Origin of the sequence: Gryllotalpicola kribbensis (genome assembly GCF_039538245.1) — a bacterium.
GTDB classification, from domain to species: domain Bacteria; phylum Actinomycetota; class Actinomycetes; order Actinomycetales; family Microbacteriaceae; genus Gryllotalpicola; species Gryllotalpicola kribbensis.
On record NZ_BAABBX010000016.1, the window covers coordinates 274753 to 300128 of the forward strand.

General features: G+C 69.9%; 24 protein-coding genes. 19 read left to right on the forward strand and 5 right to left on the reverse strand.

Translation table 11 applies throughout. The features are described from left to right. Positions 1 to 35: 35 nt before the first annotated feature. From ABD716_RS13625 to ABD716_RS13660, 8 genes are all read left to right on the forward strand, one after another. On the forward strand, positions 36 to 797 hold the full coding sequence (locus ABD716_RS13625; RefSeq protein WP_344777770.1) for a YebC/PmpR family DNA-binding transcriptional regulator: 762 nt from the start codon (positions 36 to 38) through the stop codon (positions 795 to 797). 6 nt (positions 798 to 803) lie between these two features. After that, on the forward strand, positions 804 to 1379 hold the full coding sequence (gene ruvC / locus ABD716_RS13630; protein WP_344777772.1) for a crossover junction endodeoxyribonuclease RuvC: 576 nt from the start codon (positions 804 to 806) through the stop codon (positions 1377 to 1379). A 67-nt stretch (positions 1380 to 1446) separates the two neighbouring features. After that, a complete protein-coding gene (ruvA, locus tag ABD716_RS13635) occupies positions 1447 to 2091 on the forward strand; it encodes a Holliday junction branch migration protein RuvA (protein ID WP_344777774.1) in 645 nt (214 codons plus the stop codon). After that, positions 2088 to 3128 carry a Holliday junction branch migration DNA helicase RuvB gene (ruvB, locus tag ABD716_RS13640; protein WP_344777776.1) on the forward strand — a complete coding sequence of 347 codons (1041 nt, stop codon included), beginning with the start codon at positions 2088 to 2090 and terminating at the stop codon, positions 3126 to 3128. Before ruvA ends, ruvB begins: the two co-directional genes overlap by 4 nt. A 76-nt stretch (positions 3129 to 3204) precedes the next feature. Next, entirely contained in the window at positions 3205 to 3633 is a 429-nt protein-coding gene (gene yajC, locus ABD716_RS13645) for a preprotein translocase subunit YajC (protein WP_344777778.1), read from the forward strand. A gap of 66 nt (positions 3634 to 3699) precedes the next feature. Continuing rightward, entirely contained in the window at positions 3700 to 5445 is a 1746-nt protein-coding gene (secD, locus tag ABD716_RS13650; protein WP_344777780.1) for a protein translocase subunit SecD, read from the forward strand. Next, positions 5445 to 6458: a protein translocase subunit SecF gene (gene secF / locus ABD716_RS13655; RefSeq protein ID WP_344777782.1), complete on the forward strand. Its 1014-nt coding sequence runs from the start codon at positions 5445 to 5447 to the stop codon at positions 6456 to 6458. Before secD ends, secF begins: the two co-directional genes overlap by 1 nt. Before the next feature lie 22 nt (positions 6459 to 6480). Then, positions 6481 to 8736 carry a RelA/SpoT family protein gene (locus ABD716_RS13660; protein WP_344777784.1) on the forward strand — a complete coding sequence of 752 codons (2256 nt, stop codon included), beginning with the start codon at positions 6481 to 6483 and terminating at the stop codon, positions 8734 to 8736. Here ABD716_RS13660 and ABD716_RS13665 read toward each other — a convergent pair. The 3 genes from ABD716_RS13665 to ABD716_RS13675 all read right to left on the reverse strand — a co-directional run bounded on the left by ABD716_RS13665 (position 8723) and on the right by ABD716_RS13675 (position 11508). Further along, positions 8723 to 9268 (reverse strand): hypothetical protein, encoded by a 546-nt coding sequence (locus ABD716_RS13665; protein ID WP_344777786.1) that lies wholly within the window; start codon positions 9266 to 9268, stop codon positions 8723 to 8725. The genes ABD716_RS13660 and ABD716_RS13665 overlap by 14 nt on opposite strands. Positions 9269 to 9343: 75 nt before the next feature. After that, positions 9344 to 10573: a DUF349 domain-containing protein gene (locus tag ABD716_RS13670; RefSeq protein WP_344777788.1), complete on the reverse strand. Its 1230-nt coding sequence runs from the start codon at positions 10571 to 10573 to the stop codon at positions 9344 to 9346. A gap of 92 nt (positions 10574 to 10665) precedes the next feature. After that, positions 10666 to 11508 (reverse strand): peptidylprolyl isomerase, encoded by an 843-nt coding sequence (locus tag ABD716_RS13675; protein ID WP_344777790.1) that lies wholly within the window; start codon positions 11506 to 11508, stop codon positions 10666 to 10668. 206 nt (positions 11509 to 11714) lie between these two features. Here ABD716_RS13675 and ABD716_RS13680 point away from each other — a divergent pair, with 206 nt between their 5' ends. Then, positions 11715 to 13037 carry a replication-associated recombination protein A gene (locus tag ABD716_RS13680; protein WP_344777792.1) on the forward strand — a complete coding sequence of 441 codons (1323 nt, stop codon included), beginning with the start codon at positions 11715 to 11717 and terminating at the stop codon, positions 13035 to 13037. A 6-nt stretch (positions 13038 to 13043) separates the two neighbouring features. Here ABD716_RS13680 and gap read toward each other — a convergent pair whose 3' ends face one another. Together gap and ABD716_RS13690 are read right to left on the reverse strand one after the other, a co-directional pair. Beyond that, complete coding sequence (gene gap / locus ABD716_RS13685; RefSeq protein ID WP_344777794.1) at positions 13044 to 14042, reverse strand: type I glyceraldehyde-3-phosphate dehydrogenase; 999 nt, start codon at positions 14040 to 14042, stop codon at positions 13044 to 13046. Positions 14043 to 14138: 96 nt separating this feature from the next. Beyond that, positions 14139 to 15092 carry a GlxA family transcriptional regulator gene (locus ABD716_RS13690; RefSeq protein ID WP_344777796.1) on the reverse strand — a complete coding sequence of 318 codons (954 nt, stop codon included), beginning with the start codon at positions 15090 to 15092 and terminating at the stop codon, positions 14139 to 14141. A 161-nt stretch (positions 15093 to 15253) separates the two neighbouring features. Between ABD716_RS13690 and rpsD the strand changes: the two genes are divergently transcribed. The 10 genes from rpsD (at position 15254) to ABD716_RS13740 (ending at position 25294) form a co-directional block, all read left to right on the forward strand. Further along, positions 15254 to 15877 (forward strand): 30S ribosomal protein S4, encoded by a 624-nt coding sequence (gene rpsD / locus ABD716_RS13695; RefSeq protein ID WP_344777798.1) that lies wholly within the window; start codon positions 15254 to 15256, stop codon positions 15875 to 15877. Positions 15878 to 15970: 93 nt separating this feature from the next. After that, complete coding sequence (locus tag ABD716_RS13700; protein WP_344777800.1) at positions 15971 to 16156, forward strand: hypothetical protein; 186 nt, start codon at positions 15971 to 15973, stop codon at positions 16154 to 16156. Between the two features lie 62 nt (positions 16157 to 16218). Continuing rightward, on the forward strand, positions 16219 to 18873 hold the full coding sequence (gene alaS / locus ABD716_RS13705) for an alanine--tRNA ligase (protein ID WP_344777802.1): 2655 nt from the start codon (positions 16219 to 16221) through the stop codon (positions 18871 to 18873). 7 nt (positions 18874 to 18880) lie between these two features. Then, positions 18881 to 19345, forward strand: coding sequence for a Holliday junction resolvase RuvX (gene ruvX, locus ABD716_RS13710; protein WP_344777804.1), 465 nt, complete (start codon positions 18881 to 18883; stop codon positions 19343 to 19345). 21 nt (positions 19346 to 19366) lie between these two features. After that, positions 19367 to 20854: an endolytic transglycosylase MltG gene (gene mltG / locus ABD716_RS13715; RefSeq protein WP_344777806.1), complete on the forward strand. Its 1488-nt coding sequence runs from the start codon at positions 19367 to 19369 to the stop codon at positions 20852 to 20854. After that, a complete protein-coding gene (locus tag ABD716_RS13720; protein WP_344777808.1) occupies positions 20851 to 21735 on the forward strand; it encodes a shikimate dehydrogenase in 885 nt (294 codons plus the stop codon). Before mltG ends, ABD716_RS13720 begins: the two co-directional genes overlap by 4 nt. Positions 21736 to 21744: 9 nt before the next feature. Next, the gene (gene aroC, locus ABD716_RS13725) at positions 21745 to 22962 is read left to right on the forward strand and encodes a chorismate synthase (RefSeq protein WP_344777810.1); all 1218 of its coding nucleotides are present in this window, start codon (positions 21745 to 21747) and stop codon (positions 22960 to 22962) included. Positions 22963 to 22964: 2 nt separating this feature from the next. Beyond that, positions 22965 to 23468, forward strand: coding sequence for a shikimate kinase (locus tag ABD716_RS13730; RefSeq protein ID WP_344777812.1), 504 nt, complete (start codon positions 22965 to 22967; stop codon positions 23466 to 23468). A 47-nt stretch (positions 23469 to 23515) separates the two neighbouring features. Further along, a complete protein-coding gene (aroB, locus tag ABD716_RS13735) occupies positions 23516 to 24598 on the forward strand; it encodes a 3-dehydroquinate synthase (protein ID WP_344777814.1) in 1083 nt (360 codons plus the stop codon). A 27-nt stretch (positions 24599 to 24625) separates the two neighbouring features. Then, a complete protein-coding gene (locus ABD716_RS13740) occupies positions 24626 to 25294 on the forward strand; it encodes a hypothetical protein (RefSeq protein WP_344777816.1) in 669 nt (222 codons plus the stop codon). Positions 25295 to 25376 lie beyond the last annotated feature (82 nt).

A 25376-nucleotide genomic window follows, 5' to 3' on the forward strand; every position in this document is an offset into this window, starting at 1 on the left:
AGAATCGAGCGAACGCTATTTCAACCAGGAGACGTATGTCCGGGCATTCCAAGTGGGCGACGACCAAGCACAAGAAGGCCGTCATCGACGCCAAGCGTGCGAAGTCGTTCGCGAAGCTGATCAAGAACATCGAGGTCGCGGCGAAGATCGGCGGTGCCGACCTCACCGGCAACCCGACCCTTGCCGATGCGGTCCAGAAGGCGAAGAAGACCTCTGTCCCGAACGACAACATCGACCGCGCCATCAAGCGCGGCGCAGGTCTCACCGGCGAGACCATCGACTACACCACCATCATGTACGAGGGCTATGCCTCGGGCGGCGTCGCGCTGCTCGTCGAGTGTCTGACCGACAACAAGAACCGCGCGGCGGCCGAGGTGCGCACCGCCATGTCGCGTAACGGGGGCACGCTCGCCGACCCGGGGTCGGTGGCCTACAACTTCAGCCGCAAGGGCGTCATCGTGGTTCCCGCAGAGGGCACCACAGAAGACGACGTGCTGGCCGCGGTGCTCGAGGCCGGTGCGGAAGAGGTCACCCCGCAGGGCGAGAGCTTCGAGGTGCTGACCGAGGCGAGCGAGCTCGTCGCGACCCGCACCGCCCTGCAGGAGGCGGGCATCGACTACGACTCGGCCGACGTCGAGTTCGTGGCATCCGTCAAGGTCAACGCCGATGCCGAGACCGCACGCAAGGTCTTCCGCCTCATCGACGCCCTCGAGGACAGCGACGACGTGCAGAACGTCTACACCAACCTCGACCTGTCGCCCGAGGTCCAGGCCGAGCTCGAGGAAGACGAGGACTAGGCGCCCATGGCCCTGCGCGTGCTCGGGGTGGACCCCGGCCTGACGCGCTGCGGCTACGGAGTCATCGACGCCGACCGCGCACCGCAGCTGGTGCGGGTCGGCGTCGTGCGTACGCCCGCCGACATGGAGCACGGGCAGCGGCTCGTGCGCATCCTCGCCGGCCTGCGCGAGGTGATCGACGAGACGCGGCCCGACGCCCTCGCTCTTGAGCGCGTCTTCGCGAACAACCAGCTGAACACGGTCATGGGCGTCGCCCAGGTCTCCGGCCTGGTGATCCACGAGGCGGCGAGCCGAGGCCTTCCGCTCGAGCTGTTCACCCCGAGCGAGGTCAAGAACGCCATCACGGGCTACGGCGGCGCCGACAAGCCCCAGGTGGGCGAGATGGTGCGGCGCATCCTGCGGCTCGAGGCCGTGCCGAAGCCGGCCGATGCCGCCGATGCGCTCGCGCTCGCGATCGCCGCGTCCTGGCGGACGGCGCGGGGGATTCCTGCAGCGGCGGCGCAGCGCGGGGCATCCGCTCGCCTCACCCCTGCGCAGCAGGCATGGCTCAACGCCGAGAAGGCGACCCGGAAGCAGTTCTGAGCAGCATTGAACCTTTGTTCGAGTGTCGCTGCCGCCGCATGTCGGCACGCGCGCATAGCCTGACTGCATGATCAGCTCCCTGCGCGGCACCGTCCTGCGCGCCTCAGGCGCCGAGCTCGTGATCGAGGTGGCCGGCGTCGGCTATCTCGTGAGCGTCACGCCCGAGCACGCGCTCAGCCTGCGCGTGGGGGAGGAGGCGCTCGTGCACACGGCGCTCATCGTGCGCGAGGACGCGCTGTCGCTGTTCGGCTTCCAGGACGCCGAGCAGCTCGAGGTCTTCCAGCTGCTGCTCGGGGTCAACGGCGTCGGCCCGAAATCCGCACTCGGGGTGCTGTCTGTGATGACGCCCGACCAGATCGCCGCGGCCGTTCAGAACGACGACGATGCCGCCTTCCGCAAGGTCAGCGGCATCGGCCCGAAGACGGCGAAGCTCATCGTGGTGCAGCTCACCGGCAAGCTTTACGTCGTCGCTCCCGCGGCGACGGCAGCCGCGGCGAAGCAGAAGAACTCCGTCGCCGACGACGTGCGCGTCGCGCTCGTGGGTCTCGGCTGGCCCGAGAAGGTCGCAGGGGATGCCGTGGCCGAGGTCCTTGCCGAGCTGGGCGAGGCCGCCGCCGACGCCTCCGCGGCGTCCGTTCCCGCGCTGCTGCGCCGCGCACTCGCGCTGCTCGGCCCGGCGCCGCAGCATCAGACGGCGGGAGCCGGCCGATGAGCGACGACCTCACGACGCCCCAGGCGCAGAACGAGGCCGAGCTGGCGTTCGAGGGCGCACTGCGCCCCAAGTCCCTCGGTGAGTTCGTCGGCCAGTCGAAGGTGCGCGGGCAGCTGCAGCTGCTGCTCACGGCCGCCCGTATCCAGGAGCGCACGGCCGACCACATCCTGCTCGCGGGGCCGCCCGGGCTCGGCAAGACCACGCTGGCCATGATCGTCGCCGCCGAGAGTGACCGGCCGCTGCGCATGTCGAGCGGGCCCGCCATCCAGCACGCGGGCGATCTCGCCGCCGTGCTGTCCTCGCTCGTGCCGGGCGAGGTGCTCTTCATCGACGAGATCCACCGCATGGCGCGCTCGGCCGAAGAGATGCTGTACCTCGCGATGGAGGACTTCCGCATCGACATCATGGTCGGCAAGGGCGCCGGGGCGACCAGCATCCCGCTCGACCTCGCGCCATTCACGCTCGTGGGCGCGACCACGCGCTCCGGCCTGCTGCCGAACCCGCTGCGCGACCGCTTCGGGTTCACCGCGCACCTCGAGTTCTACTCCGACGACGAGCTCGAGAAGGTGCTCGACCGCGCCGCCGGCATGCTCGACCTCGACATCGACCGCGAAGCCCTCGCCGAGATCGCCGGGCGCAGCCGCGGCACCCCGCGCATCGCGAACCGCCTGCTGCGGCGCGTGCGCGACTACGCCCTGGTGCACACCGGCCGTGCCGATCTTCCCGCGGTGCGCGCCGCGCTCGAGCTCTACGACGTCGACGAGCTCGGCCTCGACCGGCTCGACCGCGCTGTCATGCAGACGATCCTCACCCGCTTCGACGGCGGCCCGGTGGGGCTCTCGACGCTCGCGGTCTCGGTGGGCGAAGAGGCCGAGACGATCGAGTCGGTGGTCGAGCCGTTCCTCGTGCGCATCGGGCTCGTGTCGCGCACGCCGCGCGGGCGCGTGGCGACGGCGCAGGCCTGGCGGCACTTCGGGCTGGAACCCAGCCGTCCGACAGGCGGCGCCCAGCAGACCCTTTTCACCGATGACCTATAATCCAACGAAGGCCTGCTCGGGCCGGCAAACACGCGCGCGGTGAGTGTTCCCTCGCGTCGAAAGGACTTCCCCCTTCATGAGTAATCCCACTCTGCTCATCGTGATGGTCGTCATCATCGCGTTCTTCTTCTTCTGGTCGTGGCGCGGCAACCGCAAGCGCCAGCAGGCCGAGGCCGAGAAGTCGTCGCAGCTCGTCAAGGGCGTCGAGGTCATGACGAATTCCGGCATCTTCGGCACCATCGAGTCGGTCGACCTCGAGAACAACAAGGTCGTGCTCGAGACGAGCCCCGGCAACTTCCTCACCATCCACCGCCAGGCGATCTCGCGCATCGAGACGCCCGTCGAGGCATCCGCCGACACCGCGCCGACCGACGCCGGGGCTGAGACGAGCGCGAGCGCGATCGACGCCGCCAACGCCGCGGCCCAGGCCGAGGCTGCGAAGGCCGCCGACCAGCAGGAGCCTGAGTTCGGTGAGCGCGTTCAGCCCACGAAGCGCGACGAGTAAGACCCGCCCGACCCCGTAGCCGCCGGGCGCTCCCCACCGCCCGCGGAAGAAAGCTGAGTACCGCCTGTGGCCAAGACGTCACCTGTTCGGCACGCCTCCCGCTCCCTGATCTGGCTGGGCGTCCTGATCGTCGCCCTCGCCGCCGCCCTCACGAGCGGCGTGCTGTGGGGGAGCGCGACCGTCGCGCCCAAGCTCGGCCTCGACCTGCAGGGCGGAACCGAGGTCATCCTGACCCCGGCGCTCGAGGGCGGCCATCAGATCACGAGCGACGAGCTCGACCAGGCGGTCTCGATCATCCGCCAGCGCGTGAACGCCTCCGGCGTCTCAGAGGCGACGGTCTCGACCCAGGGCAACACCAACATCGTCGTCGACGTCCCGGGCCGCCTCGACGACGCGACGAAGCAGCGCATCGAGGCCTCGTCGAAGATGGAGCTGCGGCCCGTGCTGCTCGCGCAGAGCCCCGCGACGACGTCGTTCACCGGCCAGGACGGGAAGTCGACCCCGTACCCCACGCCCGCACCGACCCTCGCGAACACCCCGACGGCCAAGCCGACCGATGCCTCTGACGAGAGCTGGGTCACTCCGTACCTGCAGGCCAAGTACAACGCGTTCGACTGCGCCAGCCTCAAGACCGCCACGACGAACGTCGCGCCGGCGGACGAGCCCCTCGTGACGTGCGACGACGCCGGGCAGACGAAGTACCTGCTCGGCCCGGTCGAGGTCGAGGGCAGCGACATCACGAACGCCACGGCCGGCACGATCTCGAGCCAGCAGGGCGTGAACACGGGCCAGTGGGGCGTCAACCTGACGTTCAACTCGCGCGGTGCAAAGGCCTTCGACAAGGTGAGCCAGCGCCTGAACGGCTACTACGCCGCCGCGCAGAGCGCCGGAACGAGCGACCCGCGCTCGCAGTTCGCCTTCGTGCTCGACGGGCGTGTGCTCGAGGCGCCGCAGATGCAGGGCGTGATCACCGGCAACACGTCGCAGATCACGGGCAACTTCACCCAGGAGAGCGCACAGACGCTCGCCAACCAGCTCAAGTTCGGCGCACTGCCGGTGAGCTTCAAGGTGCAGAGCTCCAACACGATCTCGGCGACGCTCGGCTCAACCCAGCTGCTCTCAGGCATGATCGCGGGCGCGATCGGCCTGTTGCTCGTGTTCATCTACACGCTCGTGCAGTACCGCACGCTCGGCTTCGTGACGATCATGTCGCTCGTCATCGCGGCGGCCCTGAGCTACCTCACGATCGCTCTGCTGTCGTGGCAGATGGGATACCGCCTCTCGCTCGCGGGAGTCGCCGGTCTGATCGTCGCGATCGGCTTCACCGCCGACTCGTTCATCGTCTACTTCGAGCGAATACGCGACGAGCTGCGCGAGGGCCGCGGGCTCGAGTCGGCCGTCGAGGCCGGCTGGAAGCGTGCCCGTCGCACGGTCTACGCGGCGAAGAGCACGAACATGCTCTCGGCTGTCGTGCTGTACATCTTCGCCGTCGGCGACGTGCAGGGCTTCGCCTTCACGCTTGGCCTCACCACGATCCTCGACGTCATCATCGTCGTGATGTTCACGCACCCGGTGATGCAGCTGTTCGCCCGCACCGAGTTCTTCGCCTCCGGCCACAAGCTCTCCGGCCTGGACCCGACCGCGCTCGGCGCCGTCTACCGTGGTGCAGGCCAGTTCCGACCCGCCACGACCGTCGGGGCCGCCAAGCTGGCCTCGAGCAGTCGCGAGGCCGCCAAACGCCAGACTATCGCCGAGCGGAAGGCCGCCGAGCTCGCGGCCGCCGGCACCCGTCGTAACGGAAAGGACGACTGATGCCCTCGCCATTCCAGCGGTTCGGCAACGACCTCTTCACGGGCGCGCGCTCGATCCAGTTCGTTCAGCGGCGCAAGCTGTGGCTCGGCATCTCCGCCGTGCTGATGATCCTGTGCATCCTGATTCCGGTCGTGCGGGGGTTCAACTGGGGCATCGACTTCCGCGGCGGCTCGCAGTTCCAGATCGCCGACGCGCACACGACCGACCAGACCGTCGCCACGCAGGCCGTGCACGAGGTCGAGCCGGGCGCCGTCGTGCAGGTGTCGGTGGTCAACCGCACCGGCATCCGCGTCACGACCGATCAGCTCACGACCGGCCAGACCAAGCAGGTGACCAACAACCTCGCCGACGCCTACGGCGTGAGCGCCGATGAGATTACCTCGTCGTTCATCGGCCCGGCGTGGGGCCAGGACGTCTCGCGGAAGGCGCTCGAGGGCCTCGGCGTCTTCCTCGCGCTCGCCTTCATCGGCATGGCGCTGTACTTCCGCACCTGGAAGATGTCGCTGTCGGCGATCATCACCCTGTTCCATGACCTGATCTTCACCGCCGGCGTCTATGCGCTGAGCGGCTTCGAGATCACGCCGGCGACGGTGATCGGATTCCTGACGATCCTCGGCTACTCGCTGTATGACACGGTCGTCGTCTTCGACAAGGTGCGCGAGAACACCACAGAGGGAGCCGAGAAGCTCACCCGCACCTTCGGAGAGTCGGTGAACCTCGCGGTGAACCAGACCCTCGTGCGGTCGATCAACACCGCGGTCATCGCCGCGCTGCCGGTCGCCGGCATCCTGTTCATCGGCGGGTTCATCCTGAACGCGACGACCCTCGAGGACATCTCGCTCGCCCTCTTCGTCGGCATTCTGATCGGCACGTACTCGACCGTGTTCGTCGCAGCGCCGCTGTATTCGTGGCTGCGTGACGGCGAACCCGCGATCACGAAGCACACCCGACGGGTGCTGGCCGCGCGGTCGAAGGCGCCGGTCGAGGCAGAGAACGTGGCCGTCACGCGATAATGGTCGTAAGGAGGCGGTGCTGATGGTCGATACGACGACGAGCAACAATCAGACCGCCTCACTGCGCCGCCTGGTTCCCCGGCTGTTCTCCCGGTCGGTTCAGAACGGCGCGCTCGACACCCTGCTGCGCACGGTCCGCCAGCACCACCCGAGGGCCGACATCGCACTGATCGAGCGGGCGTATGCCACGGCCGAGAAGGCGCACGCGGGGCAGACCCGGCGCAGCGGCGAGCCGTACATCACGCATCCCCTCGCCGTCGCGCAGATCCTCGCGGACCTCGGCATCGGCTCGAAGACGATCGCCGCCGCGCTGCTGCACGACACCGTCGAGGACACCGACTACGGCCTCGACCAGCTCACGGCCGACTTCGGCACCGAGATCGCGATGCTCGTCGACGGGGTCACCAAGCTCGACAAGGTGAAGTACGGCGACAGCGCGCAGGCCGAGACGGTGCGGAAGATGATCATCGCGATGTCCAAAGACATCCGCGTGCTCGTCATCAAACTCGCCGACCGCCTGCACAACGCGCGCACGTGGGGCTTCATGCCGACCGCGAACGCCGAGCGGAAGGCGAAGGAGACCCTCGAGATCTACGCGCCGCTCGCGCACCGCCTCGGCATCCAGACGATCAAGTCCGAACTCGAAGACTTGAGCTTCGCCGTGCTGCAGCCGAAGCTCTACGTCGAGATCGAGAACCTCGTGAAGCAGCGCTCGCCCGAGCGCGAGCGCGTCGTGCAGCAGGTGATCGCGGCGATCGACGACGATCTGCGCTCCGCCCGCATCCGCGGGAAGGTCGTCGGCAGGCCGAAGCAGTACTACTCGATCTACCAGAAGATGGTCGTGCGCGGGCGCGAGTTCGACGAGATCTACGACCTCGTCGGCATCCGTGTGCTCGTGAACACGGTGCGCGACTGCTATGCCGTGCTCGGGCAGATCCACGCCAGGTGGACGCCGATGCCGGGGCGCTTCAAGGACTACATCGCGACACCCAAGTACAACCTGTACCAGTCGCTGCACACCACCGTCATCGGGCCGGGCGGCCGCGCTGTCGAGATCCAGATCCGCACGGAGGAGATGCATCAGCGCGCGGAGTACGGCGTCGCCGCGCACTTCAAGTACAAGGAGCGGGTCGCCGGCAAGGACGACAAGACGAACGTCGACGCCGACCTCACCTGGCTCGCGCACATCACCGACTGGCAGGCCGAGACCGAGGACCCGAGCGAGTTCCTCGACTCGCTGCGGTACGAGATCGGTGCGAAAGAGGTCTACGTCTTCACGCCGAAGGGCAAGGTCATCGGGCTGCCGCAGGGGGCGACCCCGGTCGACTTCGCCTACGCCGTGCACACCGAGGTCGGGCACCGCACGATGGGCGCGAAGGTCAACGGCCGACTGGTGCCGCTCGACTCGGGCCTGTCGACGGGCGACGTGGTCGAGGTGTTCACCTCGAAGAACCCCGACGCGGGCCCCAGCCAGGACTGGCTCAACTTCGTCAAGAGCCCGCGCGCACGCAGCAAGATCCGCCAGTGGTTCACCAAGGAGCGCCGCGACGAGGCGATCGAGCAGGGCAAGGACGCGATCGCGCGTGCCATGCGGAAGCAGAACATGCCGCTGACGCGCCTGATGAGCCCCGAGTCGCTCACCGAGGTGGCGAACACGCTGCACCTCGACGGGGTCGAGGCGCTGTTCGCGGCGGTCGGCGAGGGGCACGTGTCGACGCAGTCGGTGCTCGAGAAGCTCGTCGCCGGACTGCAGGGCGAGAGCGAGACCGAGAGCCCGTCGACCGAGGTCACGCAGGCGGTTCGAGGGCGTCGGCCGCGCAGCTCGAGCGACTCGGGCGTACTGGTGCGCGGCGCGCCCGACATCCTGGTCAAGCTCGCCAAGTGCTGCACGCCGGTTCCCGGCGATGAGATCGTCGGCTTCATCACCCGAGGTGCAGGCGTCTCGGTGCACCAGGCGAGCTGTCAGAACGTGAAGAGCCTGATGGATCAGCCCGAGCGCATGATCGAGGTCGAGTGGGCCGAAGAGAACAAGGGCATCTTCCTGGTGCAGATCCAGGTCGAGGCGCTCGATCGCTCCGGGCTCCTGTCGGACATCACGCGGGTGCTCTCGGAGCACCACGTCAACATCCTGTCCGCCACGGTGTCGACCTCGCAGAACCGGCTCGCGCTCTCGCGCTACGTGTTCGAGATGGGCGACACCACGCACCTCGATCGCGTGCTCAACGCCGTGCGGCGCATCGACGCCGTGTACGACGTCTACCGCGTCAGCGCCGGCTGACGCACCACTGTCTGAGGCGGTCCACGGCCCGCAGCTTGCCCGGGGTGTGGCCGAGCTGGAGTGCGATCGTCAACGCCTCCGCAGCGATGACGGGAGCGCGCAGCAGTTCCCGCACCGCGTCTTCGCGCTCGGGCGAGACGTCGTCGAGCAGGGCGACATCGACGGCAGTGCGCGGGCGGGACGTGACGCGGATGCCCGCGAGCTCAGTGATCTCGTCGTCGGTCACCGCGGTCTCTCGCAGGGTCACCCGCAGTGTTGACAGCAGGCGCCGCCGGGCGTCGCGGCGGACGGCACCGGTGTGGACGGCGGGCGGCCGGTCGAGGCATCCGTAAACCCAGAGCGCGGTGTCGAGCTCGGCGACCATGCGCGGCGTGAACACGCCCGCGAGTGCGGCGGCGCGATTCACCGCGAGCTCGGGCTCGTCGACCGCGATGACCGCCTCGTCGAGCGCGAAGGCGTCACCGTCGAGCCGCAGCGCCGACAGCTCGGCGACGGGCAGATCGAGTCGGGTGAGCACGGGGGACAAGCGCATGGCTGCGAGTCTCACAGATACGCGAAAGGCCCGGGTCGAACCCGGGCCTTCCTGTGGACAACGTGCCGGTCGCGGCTAGCGCAGCGCGTTGAGCCAGGCGCGGCGAGCGTCGATGGCCTCTTGCGCGTCGGCGATCGCCTTGGCGTCACCCGACGCCTGAGCCTCGGCGAGCTCGGCTTCGAGCCGCTCGATCGCCTCGTTGAGCTGAGCGGCCAGGCCGGCGCTGCGTGCCTGCTTCTCGGGGTTGTTGGCGCGCCAGTGCTCCTCGTCGAGCTTGCGGACAGCCGCCTCGACGCGGCGCAGCCGGTCTTCGATGGGGCGCACCTGGTCGCGGGGAACGCGACCGATCTCGTCCCACCGGCGCTGGATGTCGGTCAGCTTCGACTTCGCGACGTCGCGGTTGGTCTCGTTCAGCAGCGGCTCGGCCTCGCTGAGCAGCGCCAGCTTGGCATCGAGATTCGCCGAGTACTCCTCGTTCTCGACCGCGATCTCCTGCGCCTTGGCGGCGTAGATCGCGTCACCGGCTGCCTTGAAGCGAGCCCAGAGCGCGTCGTCGTCACGCTTGCCGGCACGACCGGCGCGCTTCCACTCGTCGAGCAGCTCGCGGTACTGCGGAATGCCGTCGACGCCGCGCGGCACCAGCGCCTCGGCGCGCTCGATCAGGGCCGTCTTCGCGGTGCGGGCATCGCGGTGCTGGGCATCGAGCTCGGCGAAGAACGCCTTGCGGTTGCGCTCGATCACCGATCGCGCAGCGCGGAAACGCTTCCAGAGCTCGTTGGCCTCGTTCTTCGGAAGGCGCGGGCCCTCCTTCTGGTGCTGCTGCCACCGGGCGAAGAGCTCGTCGAGCTGAGCGCTGGTGCGCTTCCACTGCGTCTTGGCCGGGTCCTCGGCGGCAAGGGCCTCGACCTCGACGACGATCTGCTCGCGCACAGCGAGTGCGTCGGCAAGCGCCGCCTTGGCCTCGGCGCTCTGCTGCTCGGTGAGCTCGGAGACGGTGCCGCCCAGCTTGTCGAGTCGTGCGGCCAGAGAGGCCAGGTCGCCCACGGCGCTCGCGCCGACCACGGTCGCCTTGAGGGTCGAGACCGACTTGGCGATGTCGGCAGCAGGTGCGCCGCGGCGCGCACGCTGCTCGAGGATCGACACCTGACCGGCGAGATCGGCGAACTTGCGCTCGTAATAGGCCAGCGCCTCTTCGGGCGTTGCGTCGGGGAACTCGCCAACGGCGCGCTCACCATCGCCTTCGCGCACGTAGACGGTGCCGTCCTCGGCCACACGGCCCCAGGGCTGCTGTTCGGAATCGGACAAGATGCTCCACCTTGCTCATGGATCGGCCCAGGGGAAGGCCGATGCTGACACTCGTTCGCCAGCCTATTGCACCCCACGCGGGGCGTGACGATCTACTTGAGCGTGAATCCGGTGATGGTGGTGGCGACCTTTGGGGCGCCGTCCTGAGAGCCGTCCGAGGTGCCCTTGGCGGTCACCGTCGAGATGAGCTTGTCGAGCCCGCTCGTGACCTGGCCGACCACAGTGTAGCCGCCCGCCGAGTCATTGGGGATGGTCGTATCGCCGTAGACGAGGAAGAACTGGCTGCCGTTGCTGTTCGCGTTGTCGCCCTGGCGCGCCATCGCGATGACGCCCTTCTTGTACTCCGCCGAGCCGTACGGGTTGTCCGTGGTCTTGGACCCTGTCGTCACCGCCGGGGCGTTCTCGATCGGCCCGAAGCTGAAGCCGGGGCCGCCGGTGGGCCCGTCGGCGACGGTCTTCGCGCCGCCGCACTGCAGCACTTTGAAGGTCGCGCCGGTGGTCAGGCGGTGGCACACGGTTCCGGTGTAGAAGTTCGTCTTCGCAAGGCTGATGACGGCCGCGGCAGCCTGCGGCGCCGCTTTGCCGTCGATGGTGACCCCGAGCGGAATGCTCTTGTTGAGCGTGAGAGTCCCCGTCCAGTCGCGGTTCTCAGCGACGGACTCGTCGGGGGCGATGCCCGTCGCGGTCGGCGTCGGGGTGGGCGAGGCCGTCGCCGTCGACGTGGGCTTCGCCTCCGGCTTGCCGGGGCCGACGCCGAAGTACGCCAGCTGTGCCGCGATCGCGGCCGCCGCCACGACGACGATCGCGATTCCGGCGATCAGGTTGTCGCGACGGCGCCGCTTCCTGCCTGTCTCGTGAACGGTCTGCCTGGCCTGATAGGCACGCAGACGCTCGCGGGCGATGCGGGCTTCGCGGTCGTTCTTCGAGGGGGCCACCCGCGCACTTTATCGGGTGGCCTTATGAGGGTCGAAATCAATGCGGGCGATGGATGCCGGCCCCGAGCTCGCGCCGTGCCCCCGAGGCGCGTCGCCGCCTTCGGCGCCGAGATCGCGGGGCAAACGGCCAAGATGGGGGACGGGCGGCCGCTTGGCCTCCCATGCATGAACCGGCCGATGTCGGGGCAGTCTCGTAAGCTTGTTCTATGACTGATGCACGGGTGGGGCTGCGCAGCGGCGCGGTTCCGCTCGCTGTGCGCATGCGGCCGAAGAGCCTCGACGAGGTTGCCGGCCAGCGACACCTGCTCACGCCCGGCTCACCGCTCGTCGCGCTCGCGAACGACAAGACGGGCGAGCGCGGTTCTGTCTCGGTGATCCTCTGGGGTCCGCCCGGCACAGGGAAGACGACCCTCGCCCAGGTCATCGCGCACTCGTCCGGCCGCCGCTTCGTCGAGCTCTCTGCCGTGACCGCCGGCGTGAAGGACGTGCGCCAGGTGATGGACGAGGCGCTGTCGAACCGCGACCTCTACGGCATCTCGACGGTCCTCTTCCTTGACGAGATCCACCGCTTCACCAAAGCCCAGCAGGACGCGCTGCTGCCGGGCGTCGAGAACGGGTGGGTCATCCTCGTGGCCGCCACGACCGAGAATCCGTCGTTCTCCGTCATCTCGCCGCTGCTCTCGCGCTCGCTGCTGCTGACTCTCGAGACCCTCACGGAAGACGATCTGGCGACGCTCATCGATCGCGCGGTCGCCGATCCCCGCGGGCTGGGGGGCCGCTTCGAGCTCGAGGCCGAGGCGCGTACCGCGATCATTCAGCTCTCGTCGGGCGATGCCCGCCGGGCGCTGACCGCGCTCGAGGCGGCATCCATCACCGCCGACAGCGAGCAGCAGACGACGATCACGGCCGAGAAGGTCTCGCGCGCGGTCGACCGGGCGCTGCTGCGCTATGACCGGCAGGGCGACGAGCACTACGACGTCATCAGCGCATTCATCAAGTCGATCCGGGGCTCAGACGCCGACGCGGCGCTGCACTATCTCGCCCGCATGATCGAGGCGGGCGAGGACCCCCGGTTCATCGCCCGCCGGCTCATCGTCTCGGCCTCTGAAGACATCGGCATGGCCGACCCGACGGCGCTCGGCGTCGCCGTCGCTGCCGCCGATGCCGTGCAATACATCGGGATGCCCGAGGGGCGCATCCCGCTCGCGCAGGCCACCGTGCACCTGGCCACCGCGCCGAAGTCGAACGCGAGCTACATGGCGCTCGACGCGGCGCTCGCCGACGTGCGGGCGGGCAGGGCCGGCCGCGTGCCCAAGCATCTCCGCGACGCGCACTACGCGGGCGCGAAGAAGCTCGGGCACGGCAAGGGCTACGTGTACCCGCACGACGACGAGCTCGGCGTGGTCACGCAGCAGTACCTGCCCGACTCGCTGAAGAACGCCGAGTACTATCGGCCGACCGACCACGGCAACGAGCGCGACATCGCCACCCGGTGGGAGAAGCTGAAGCGCATCATCAGACGGCGCTGAACCCGCTCAGTCGCGGGCGAGCAGCTCGAGCGTGTCGACGACGCGGTTCGAGAATCCCCACTCGTTGTCGTACCAGGCGACGACCTTGACGTTGCGCCCGTCGACGCGGGTAAGGGCCGAGTCGAAGATCGAGGATGCCGGATCGCCGACGATGTCGGACGAGACCAGCGCGTCCTCCGAATACTCGAGGACGCCGGCGAGCGGCCCATCGGCCGCCGCGCGGTAGGCGGCGAGCACCTCGTCGCGGGTGACCTCGCGGGCGACCGTGGTGTTGAGCTCGACGATCGAGCCGACAGGAACGGGAACGCGGATCGAGTCGCCCGAGAGCTTGCCGTCGAGCTGGGGGAGCACCAGGCCGATCGCCTTCGCCGCACCGGTCGTCGTCGGAACGATGTTGACGCCGGCGGCACGCGCCCGGCGGGCATCGCGGTGCGGGCCGTCCTGCAGATTCTGCTCCTGCGTGTAGGCGTGCACGGTGGTCATGAAGCCGTGCTCGATACCCGCGAGTTCGTCGAGCACCGCGGCCAGAGGCGCCAGGGCGTTCGTCGTGCACGACGCGTTCGAGATGATCGTGTGCGCGGCGGGGTCATATGCCGAGGTGTTCACGCCATAGGCGAGCGTGACGTCGGCGCCGTCGGAGGGGGCGCTCACGAGCACGCGCGCGGCGCCGGCCTCGAGGTGCGCACGCGCAGCGGCGGCCGAGGTGAAGCGCCCGGTCGACTCGAGCACGATGTCGACGCCGAGTTCCGCCCACGGCAGCTGCGCCGGCTCACGCTCAGCGGTGACCCGGATGCGGTGACCGTCGACCACGAGGGTGTCCCCGTCCACGGAAACGGGGCGGCCGAGGCGCCCGGCGGTGGAGTCGAACGCGAGCAGGCGGGCGAGGGCCGCGGGCTCGGTCAGGTCGTTGACGGCGACGACCTCGAGGGACGAGTCGCGCTCGAGCAGGGCGCGCAGCACGTTGCGGCCGATGCGTCCGAATCCGTTGATGGCGATGCGGGTCATGGGGTGGTTCCTTTCCGTTACGGAATCCACCCTCGAACGGCACGCGCGGCCGCGGCATAGGCGCGGACGCCAAGGTGCGCAAGAATCGCGCCAAACTCACTCGCCGCGCGCGAACGTGCGCCGGTACTCGCTCGGCGTCGTGCCGAGGATGCGCTGGAAGTGCAGCCGCAGGTTCGCGGCCGTGCCGAGCCCGACCCCGGCGGCGATCTGCTCGATGCTCTGCTCGGAACGCTCGAGCAGCTCTCGAGCGACATCGATGCGCGCTCGCATGACCCACTGCATCGGCGTGTAGCCGGTGTCCTCGACGAAGCGGCGCGAGAACGTGCGTGGCGAGACCGCCGCATGCCGGGCGAGCGCGTCGAGCGTCAGCGGGTCCCCGAGCCGCGCGAGCGCCCACTCCCGCGTCGCCGCGAACCGCTCGCCGAGCGGCTCGGGCACGCTGCGCGGAACGTACTGCGCCTGGCCGCCGCTGCGATACGGCGCGGCGACGAGCCGGCGCGCCGCGTGGTTCGACACGGCGACGCCCTGCTCGCGCCGCAGAATGTGCAGGCACAGATCGATGCCGGATGCCGCGCCCGCCGACGTCAGCACGTCGCCTTCGTCGACGAAGAGCACGTTCTCGTCGACCGTGACGAGCGGATGCCTCGCCGCGAGCGCCTTCGTGTAGTGCCAGTGCGTCGTGGCGCGCTTGCCGTCGAGCAGCCCCGTGGCGGCGAGGGCGAACGCGCCGGTGGAGATGGCGGCGAGCGTCGCGCCGCGGCCGTGCGCCGCCCGCAGAGCGGCGACCGCCGGGGCCGGCGGCTCCTCCCGATCGGGGAAGCGATAGCCGGGCACGAAGACGATGTCGGCCCACTCGAGCGCCTCGAGGCCGTGCGCCACGTGGTAGGAGAGTCCGTCGCCCCCGGCGACCAGCCCGGGCGCCGAACCGCACACGCGCACCTCGTAGGGCATGCTGGCGCGGGTGGTGAAGACCTGCGCGGGAATCCCGACGTCGAGCGGCTTCGCGCCCTCCAGCACCAGCACGGCGACGCGGCGCAATGGTTCGGGCACGTCTGGTAATCTAGTCAGGTTGTCTCGGAGCCATTCGGCCCCGCAGCACGTCGCTCAGGCGACAGATCCCATTAGACGATGACCGCTTCACACAGAGGCGGTTCACGTGCGCTTCGAAGCACGCGCTCCTCAGCGGAGATCACAGAATCGAAAGGAAACACGTGTCCTCCCAGTCACGTAGCAAGACCCGCCTCTCCCGCGCCCTCGGCATCCCGCTCACCCCGAAGGCTGCGCGCTACCTCGAGAAGCGCCCCTACGCCCCCGGCGAGCACGGCCGCACCAAGCGCAAGGCCGACAGCGACTACGCCGTCCGTCTGCGCGAGAAGCAGCGCCTGCGCGCCCAGTACGGCCTCGGCGAGAAGCAGCTCCGCATCGCGTTCAACGACGCGCACCGTCGCGCCGGCATGACCGGTGACAACCTGGTCGAGGCCCTCGAGACCCGCCTCGACGCGCTCGTGCTTCGTGCCGGCTTCGCCCGCACCACCGCGCAGGCCCGCCAGTTCGTCGTGCACCGCCACATCCTCGTCGACGGCAAGATCGTCGACCGCCCGTCGTTCAAGGTGAAGCCGGGCCAGCTCATCCACGTCAAGCCCAAGTCCGAGGGCACTGAGCCCTTCCAGGTCGCGGCGGCCGGCGGCCACCTCGACGTCCTGCCCAAGGTCCCGGGCTACCTCGAGGTCGAGATCGACAAGCTGCAGGCCCGCCTCGTGCGCGAGCCGAAGCGCGCCGAGGTCCCCGTGCAGTGCGAGACCCAGCTGGTCGTCGAGTACTACGCAGCTCGCTAAGAGCGCTGGTATTCAGCACCGATAGTCTGGAGAGCGGATGCCGTACGGCATCCGCTCTTCGGCTTTAACTCACGCGGACTACGGAGCAGAACCATGAAGACCTTCCTCGCGCTTGCATTCGGCGTCGTCCTCGGATTCGTCGCGGCCCACCAGTTCAACCGCACCGAGCAGGGGCAGCGCTTCTTCCACGACCTCGACGCGAAGGCGCGCGAGTTCGGCGCCGCCGTGGCCGACGGGTACCACGCCCGCGAGGCCGAGCTGCGCTCGCCCGAGGACTGAACCCGATTCCGCACCGCCCCGCCCGCACATTCACGAACGCACCCAGGTAGAACCCCCTCTCGATGCTCACTTCTGAGATCCACCGCCGCTTCCTCGACTTCTTCGCGCAGCGCGACCACACGATCGTCCCGTCCGCCTCGCTCATCAGCGACGACCCGTCGCTGCTGTTCACGATCGCCGGCATGGTGCCCTGGGTGCCGTACCTCACGGGCGTCGTGCCCGCGCCCTACCCGCGCGTCGCCGATGTGCAGAAGTGCATCCGCACCCTCGACATCGAAGAGGTCGGCAAGACGCCCCGGCACGGCACCTTCTTCCAGATGCTCGGCAACTGGTCGTTCGGCGACTACTTCAAGGCCGAGGCGATCCGGTATGCCTGGGATCTGCTGCTGACGCCCGAGAGCGCGGGCGGCCTCGGCTTCGACGAGAAGGACCTGTGGTTCACGGTCTACGAAGAGGACGACGAGGCCTACAACGAGTGGCTGAAGGTCGGGGCATCCCCGGCGCGCATCCAGCGCCTCGGCAAGGACACCAACTACTGGTCGACCGGCCAGCCCGGCCCCGCCGGCCCCTGCTCCGAGATCTTCTTCGACCGCGGCCCGGCCTACGGCGTCGACGGCGGCCCCGCGACCGACGACGACCGCTACGTCGAGATCTGGAACCTCGTGTTCATGCAGTACCTGATCAAGGACGTGAAGTCGAAGTACGACTTCACGGTGGTCGGCGAGCTGCCGCAGAAGAACATCGACACGGGTGCGGGTCTCGAGCGCATCGCGTTCATCAAGCAGGGCGTCGGCAACTTCTACGAGATCGACCAGGTGCGCCCGGTGCTCGACCGGGCGGCCGAGATCGCGGGCAAGCGCTACGGCGCGAACCACGAGGACGACGTGCGGCTGCGCGTGGTCTCCGACCACGTCCGCTCGTCCCTCATGCTCATCGGCGACGGGGTCACGCCGTCCAACGACGGCCGCGGCTACATCCTGCGCCGCCTGCTGCGCCGGACCGTGCGCGCGATGCGGCTGATGGGCGTCGACACGGCCGTCTTCCCCGAGCTGTTCACCGCGAGCCGCGACGCCATGAAGGGCGCCTACCCCGAGGTCGAGACCGACTTCGCGCGCATCTCGCACGCGGCGTATGCCGAGGAGGAGACCTTCCTGCGCACGCTCGCGGGCGGCACCACCATCCTCGACACCGCGGTGGCCGACACGAAGGCCGCCGGCAAGACGCAGCTCTCGGGCGACACGGCGTTCCTGCTACACGACACGTGGGGCTTCCCGATCGATCTGACGCTCGAGATCGCCGACGAGGCGGGACTCAAGGTCGACCGCGCGGCGTTCGACACGCTCATGCAGGAGCAGCGCCAGCGCGCCAAGGCCGACGCCAAGGCGAAGAAGGGGCAGATCGCCGACCTCACCGTCTACAGCCAGTTCCGCACCCTGGGCGAGACCGTGTTCACCGGCTACACCGACTTCACGACGGAGTCCGAGGTGCTCGGCATCATCGTCGACGGCGTCTCGGTCGACCGGGCCCGCGAGGGCGAGACGGCCGAGGTGATCCTCAAGGAGACCTCGCTGTACGCCGAGTCCGGCGGCCAGGACGCCGACCAGGGCACGATCGTCGGCCCGGGCTACGAGCTCGAGGTGCTCGATGTGCAGCGCCCCGTCGCCGGCCTTGTCAGCCACACCGTGCGGGTCTCCGTCGGCGAGGTCGGGGTCGGCGCGAAGGCGACCAGCGTGGTCGACCAGGAATACCGCCGTGGTGCGAACCAGGCGCACTCCGGCACCCACATCGTGCACGCGGCGCTGCGCCAGCTGCTCGGGCCGAACGCACACCAGTCGGGCTCGTACAACAAGGCCGGCTATCTGCGGCTCGACTTCTCATGGAACAAGCCGCTCTCGGCCGAGACCCGCAGCGAGCTCGAAGAGATCTCGAACAACGCGATCCGCGAGAACCTGCAGGTCACGACCCGCGTTCTGCCGCTCGCCGACGCCAAGGCGCTCGGCGCCATGGCGCTGTTCGGCGAGAAGTACGGCGACCAGGTGCGCATGGTCGAGATCGGCGGCCCGTGGAGCCGCGAGCTCTGCGGCGGCACCCACGTCTCCGGCAGCTCCGAGATCGGCATGATCAACCTGATCGGCGAGTCATCGGTCGGTTCGACCAACCGCCGCGTCGAGTCGCTCGTCGGCATCGAGGCGTTCCGCGATCTCGCCGCTGAGCGGGCGATCGTCGCCGAGCTCACGTCGAGCCTCAAGACGCCGCGCGAGAAGCTGCCTGAGCGCATCTCCGAGCTCGTCGCGAACCTCAAGGCCGCCGAGAAGAAGATCGCCCAGTTCGAGGCGAAGCAGCTGCTCGAGCGCGTGCCCGCCCTCGTCGAGACGGCGAGCCGCGTCGGCTCGGTCCGCCTCGTCGCGCAGGACGCCGGCTCGCTGCGCGGCGGCGACGAGCTGCGCCAGCTCGCCATGAGCGTGCGCGAGCGGCTCGGCAGCGACCCGGCCGTCGTGGCGCTCACCGCCACCGTGTCCGACCGCCCGATCGTTCTCGTCGCGACCAACCAGGCCGCACGGGAATCCGGCGTCAAGGCGGGCGCGCTCGTCTCGACCGCCGCAGGCGTGCTCGGCGGCCGTGGCGGCGGCAAGGACGACCTGGCACAGGGCGGCGGCGCAGACACCGCGGCGATCCCGGCCGCGCTCTCGGCGATCGCCGACGCGCTGGCCGCGTAGGGGAGCCGTGCGCACGGGCATCCGCCTCGGAATCGACGTCGGGACGGTGCGGATCGGCGTCAGTCGATCCGACCCCTCCGGCTTCCTCGCCTCGCCTTTCGAAACCGTGCCGAGATCGGATGCCGGCGCCGATGTCGCCCGCATCGCGCAGCTCGCCGCCGAGCTCGACGCGATCGAGCTCGTGGTCGGGCTGCCGCTCGCGCTCTCGGGGCGCCGCACCGCGAGCACCGACGATGCGGTCGGCTTCGCAGAAGCGCTCGCCGGTGCCGTCAGCGTGCCCGTGCGCCTCGTCGACGAGCGGCTCTCAACCGTCACGGCCACCGTGTCGCTGCGGCAGTCGGGCAAGAATTCAAAGAAGTCGCGTAGCGTGGTAGACCAGTCAGCGGCTGCCGTGATCCTGCAGCACGCGCTCGACGCCGAGCGGTCAAGTGGCCGGCCGGCGGGCAGCGAAGTCCTGCCGCCGAGTTCCTGACCCCGAAGGAGCGCTCCCCACGTGACTTTCCGAGCCACGCCCTCTGATCAGCACGACCCGGGTGCTGAGAGCGGGCAGACCCGGCAGCCGATGACGCGGCGCGAGGCGCGCGAGATGGCCGCTCGGGCAGAAGCGGCGCGCGCCGCCGCGCAGCCGGCGGCCGAACAGCCGGCGCCGCCCGAGCAGCAGCAGCCCGAGCAGGAGCAGAAGCAGCCCGAGACCGCGTCGATCTGGGCGACCGCCCCCGTCACCGCGCAGACGGCGGCACTGCGACCGGAGGCGCCTGAGCTCGACGACCCGGCCGAGGCATCCGGCTCAGGCGAGCCCGAGCACGACTTCGCGTGGCTGCACGCGGCCGACGAGCCGCGCGGCGGCTCCCGGGGCGGCCGAGGCGGCCGGCCGCCGAAGCCCCCGCGCACGCGCGGCGGGGGTCGCCGAGCGCTGACGTGGATCATCTCGACCGTCGTCATCCTGGGGTTGATCGGCGGCGGGGCGCTCTACGCGTGGAACACCTTCCAGCCTCAGGTCAAGGCCGTGATGGGGCGCTTCGACACGACGCCGACCGACTACACGGGCGACGGCAGCGGAACGGCCAAGGTCACGATCAAGCAGGGCGACACGGGCGAGTCGATCTCGAGGAGCCTCGCCGACGCGGGCGTCGTGAAGACCCCGCAGGCGTTCTATTCGCTGCTCCTCCAGACCAAGCCCGACCCGGTCTTCCAGCCGGGGGTCTACCAGCTGCGCAAGCGCATGAGCGCCGCGAGCGCGCTCGCGCTGCTGCAGGACCCGAAGTCGCGGCTCGAGCACACCCTGCTGGTCCGCGAGGGCGACCGCGAGGCGACGATTCTGCAGAACGCGGCGACGGCGACCGGCATCCCGCTCGCGCAGCTGCAGGCAGCGGCGAAGAATCCGGCCAGATTCGGCCTGCCCGCGCAGGCGAAGTCGCTCGAGGGCTTCCTGTTCCCGGCCACCTACACGCTCGACCCGGGCATCACAGCCGACCAGGTGATCGAGAAGCTCGTCGACCGGATGAAGCAGGCGTTCCAGGACGACGGCATGCCGACCGATCCGACCAAGCTGTGGAACACGGTGATCCTCGCCTCGGTCGTGCAGCTCGAGGCCGGGCCGAACCCCGACGACCTGCCCAAGATCGCCGGCGTCTTCCAGAACCGGCTGAATCAGAACATGGCGCTCGAATCTGATGCCACGGTGCACTACGGGCTCGGCAAGTTCGACACCGTGTGGACCACCCCCGCCCAGCGCGCCGACACGTCCAACCGCTACAACACCTACGCGCACAAGGGCCTGCCGCCCGGCCCCATCGGAAACCCCGGCGATGCGGCGCTCAAGGCCGCGGCGAACCCGCAGGGCGACTACCTCTTCTTCACGGTCGTGAACCTGCAGACCGGCGAGACGGCGTTCTCGAAGACCGCCGACGAGCAGGACGCCAACGTGGCGAAGCTGCAGGCGTGGTGCCAGGAGCCCGACAACAAGGTGTACTGCAAGTGACCGCCGAGCTGATGTCCGAGCGTCGGCTCGCGGTGCTCGGCAAGCCGATCGCCCACTCGAAGTCGCCCGCACTGCACGCGGCGGCCTACGACGTGCTCGGCCTGCCGTGGGTCTACGAGCGCCACGAGGTCGACGAGAGCACGCTCGCCGAGTTCGTGAAGTCGCGGGATTCCGCGTGGCGCGGACTCTCGCTGACGATGCCGCTCAAGCAGACGATCCAGCCGCACCTCGACCAGATCGATCGGGTCGGCGAGCTGACGGGCGCCGTGAACACGGTCCTGTTCGAATGGGGCGGCGACACCGTGCACCGCGCCGGCTTCAACACCGATGTTCCCGGCATCGTGCGCGCGCTCCGCGCCGGCGGCGTCGACACCGTGCGGCGCGCCCACATCCTCGGCGGCGGCGCAACAGCGGCATCGGCGATCGTCGCCGCGAGCGAGCTCGGGGCCGAGAGCGTGCTGGTGAGCGTGCGGGCCCCCGAGCGCGCCGCGGCGCTCGTCCCGCTCGCGGCATCCGTCGGCCTCACCATCGACATCGCCACGTTCGACGCCGCACGCGACGACGCCGCGACGGGCCTCGTCGTGAGCACGCTGCCAGGCGGCGTCGACGTGCCCCTCACGTTCGCCGACGACCTCCGCGCGCGCGTGCCGCTTCTCGACGTCGCGTACGAACCCTGGCCGAGCACGCTCGGTCAGGCATGGGGGGATGCCGGGGGAGTCGTGCTCAGCGGCCTGGCCATGCTCGTGCACCAGGCGCTGCTGCAGGTGCGCATCTTCGTCGGCGGCGACCCGTTCGCGCCGCTGCCCGACGAGGAATCCGTGCTCGCCGCCATGCGTGCGGCGGTCGGCCTCGAGGCCGACGGCACCCCGGTACGCAAGTAGGCTTGAGCCATGCTTCGTTGGCTCACCGCAGGGGAATCGCACGGACCCGAACTGATCGCGATGCTCGAGGGTCTTCCCGCCGGCGTGCCGGTCAGGGTCGACGATATCCAGGCGGATCTCGCGCGCCGCAAGCTCGGCTACGGCCGCGGGGCGCGCATGAAGTTCGAGCAGGACGAGCTCACCCTGTCGGGCGGTGTGCGGCACGGCTTCAGCATGGGCAGCCCGGTCGCTCTGCGCATCGGCAACACCGAGTGGCCGAAGTGGGTCGATGTGATGAGCCCCGAGCCCGTCGACCCCAGTGTCTTGAGCGGCGGCCGCGGTGCCCCGCTCACCCGCCCCCGCCCGGGTCACGCCGACCTGGTCGGCATGCAGAAGTACGGCTTCGACGAGGCCCGCCCGGTGCTCGAGCGTGCGAGCGCCCGCGAGACCGCCGCCCGCGTCGCCCTCGGCGCGATCGCGAAGTCGTTCCTGCGCGAGCTCGGCATCACGACCGTCGCGCACACCCTCTCCATCGGGCCGGTGCGCGTGCCCGAGGGCTCCCGGCTGCCGCTGCCCTCCGACGTGGAGGCGCTCGACGCCGATCCGCTGCGCTGCTTCGACGCGGCGACGAGCGCGCTCATGGTCGCCGAGGTCGATGCGGCCCACAAGGAGGGCGACACGCTCGGCGGCATCGTCGAGGTGCTCGCCTACGGCGTCCCCGCCGGGCTCGGGTCGCATGTGCAGTGGGACCGCAAGCTCGACGGCCGGCTCGCCCAGGCGCTCATGAGCATCCAGGCGATCAAGGGCGTCGAGATCGGCGACGGCTTCGAGACCACGCGCCGCCGTGGCTCGCAGGCCCACGACGAGCTCGTCGTCGACGACGGGCTGATCGAGCGCACGAGCGACAAAGCGGGCGGCACCGAGGGCGGCATGTCCACCGGCACCGTGCTGCGGGTGCGCGCCGGCATGAAGCCCATCGCCACGGTCCCGCACGCGCTGCGCTCCATCGACGTGTCGACCGGCGAGGCGGCGCCCGCGCACCACCAGCGCTCCGACGTTTCCGCTGTTCCCGCTGCCGGCGTCGTGGCCGAGGCGATGGTCGCGCTCGTGCTGGCCGACGCCGTGCTCGAGAAGTTCGGCGGCGACTCGCTCGCTGAGACGAAGCGCAACCTCGATGCCTACGTCGCCGCGATCCCCGCGACGCTGCGCACCGCGGTCGCCAGCGCGTCCGCCGGCGCCGAGGCGTAGGCGTGGCGATCGTCCTCATCGGCCCGCCCGCGGCCGGGAAGTCGAAGGTGGGCAAGAAGCTCGCGAAACTGCTCGACAAGGACTTCGTCGACACCGACGCGATCATCGTGCGCGACCACGGCCCGATCACCGAGATCTTCGCCCAGCACGGCGAGCCGCACTTCCGCGCCCTCGAGCGCGCCGCGGTGATCGAGGCGCTCCGCCACGACGCGATCATCTCCTTCGGCGGCGGCGCCGTGCTCGACGCCGCCACACAGCGTGACCTCGAGGCCCATCTCGTCATCCTGCTCGATGTCGACGCCGAATCCGTCGAGCACCGCATCAAGGCCGACGGCAAGCGGCCGCTCGCCCCTGACATCGAGTCCTGGAAGGCGCTCGTCGCGGCGCGCCGCCCGCTTTACGAGCGACTGGCCGACCGGCGGGTCGAGACCGCGAACCGGCCCCGCGACCAGATCGCGCAGGAGCTGGCCGACTGGATCCACACCGCGGGCGAATTCGCGGAGTAGGCGCGCCGCCGCAGAGGCGACGCTCGACAAGACGGGAGTTCTCGCACATGAGCACCGACGACATCACCGAGATCCCGGTCCCGGGCCTCGACCCGTACACCGTGACGGTGGGCTACGGCCTGCGCAACGGCCTCGCCGACAAGATCGGCGACGACGTGTCGAAGGTGCTCGTCGTGCACCCGCCGACCCTCGCCGCCGCGGCAGCCGAGCTGCGCGCGAGCCTCGCCGACCGCTACCAGGTCCTCCTCGCCGAGGTGCCCGACGGCGAGGCAGCCAAGCGCGTCGAGGTGGCCGCCTTCTGCTGGCAGATCATGGGCCAGGCCGACTTCACCCGCTCCGACGCCGTCATCGGCTTCGGCGGTGGCGCCGCGACCGACCTCGCAGGGTTCGTCGCGGCGACCTGGCTGCGCGGCGTCAAGCTGATCCAGGTTCCGACGACCGTGCTGGGCATGGTCGACGCCGCGGTGGGCGGCAAGACCGGCATCAACACGGCCGAGGGCAAGAACCTCGTCGGCTCCTTCTACGCGCCCTCCGCGGTCGTCGCCGACCTCGACACCATCTCCAGCCTGCCGCGCAACGACGTGCTCGCAGGGTTCGCCGAGATCGTCAAGTGCGGATTCATCGCCGAACCCGAGATCCTCGAGATCGTCGAGGCCGACGTCGACCGCGCGACGGATGCCTCGTCCGACGAGTTCCGTCGCGTGGTCGAGCTCGCCATCGCGCTCAAGGCCCGCGTCGTGGGCGAGGACTTCAAGGAGTCCGGCCTGCGCGAGATTTTGAACTACGGGCATACGCTCGGGCACGCGATCGAGCACGCCGAGCGCTACCAGTGGCGGCACGGCGCTGCGATCTCGGTCGGCATGGTCTATGCGGCCGAGTTGTCGCGGCTCGCCGGGCGGCTGTCGGATGCGGCGGCCGAGCGGCATCGCAGCATCCTCACCTCGCTCACCCTGCCGACCACCTACCCGCTCGGCCGCTGGCAGATGCTGCTTGCGACCATGCGGCGCGACAAGAAGGCGCGCGGCGCGATGATGCGCTTCATCGTGCTCGACGACATCGCTCGGCCGACGGTGCTGCACGGCCCCGACGAGTCGCTGCTCTTCGCCGCGTATCAGGAGGTCGGCGTCTAGGGCGGTGACCCCGGGTACCGTCAGAGCATGACCGCACCCGCACCGCCGCGGCACCCGCGACACACACTGGTCGCGGTCTGGGCGGTGATCGGCGTCGCGGTCGCCGCCGTCGTCGCGCTGCTCGCGACCGGGCGGCTGAATGCGAACGTGCTGCCGAAACAGGCCGACAGGCCGCCGCTGCAGTCCGTGAGGTGCTTCGACGCCGACGGCGACCCGCTCTCGGGCTGGTCGGCGACCGCACGGCAGGCGGCGCGCCACGCGCGGGTCGACCCGCTCGCGATCTGCGCCGCGCTGTACAAGGACCACTCGGCGACCGCCCAGATGGACCGCATGTCGGCCGAGCAGCAGGCACTCGGCCGCGATTGCGTGACCTTCGACACGAGCGACGGCGAGCACTGGACGCTCAGCGGTCTCGTCGTGTCGCCGCAGGGCACCTACTTCGCCAGCGGCGGGCCCGCGCCCGGTCGCCTTCCGGGCTTCGGCACCGTCGCGCAGCCGGCGCCGCTCGTCTCGCCGCCGCCCGCGCCCACGCCCGGCACCCCGTGCACGGCGCTGCCGACCGTCAGCTGGGACCTCACGGTGCCGCCCATGGTCGCCTGCACCAGCGACGACGTCACCGTCTCGGTGTTCGTGCGCACGGAAGCGCGGACCGCGCGCGCCGTCTGCGCGGCCAAGCACCTCGCGGTCGCGGATTAGCGCCCACGCCGGGGGATCTCGCCGACGGGCGGAGCTTGTGGCATCCGCCTGCATGACCTAGTTTTTGAACATGTTCAAAACG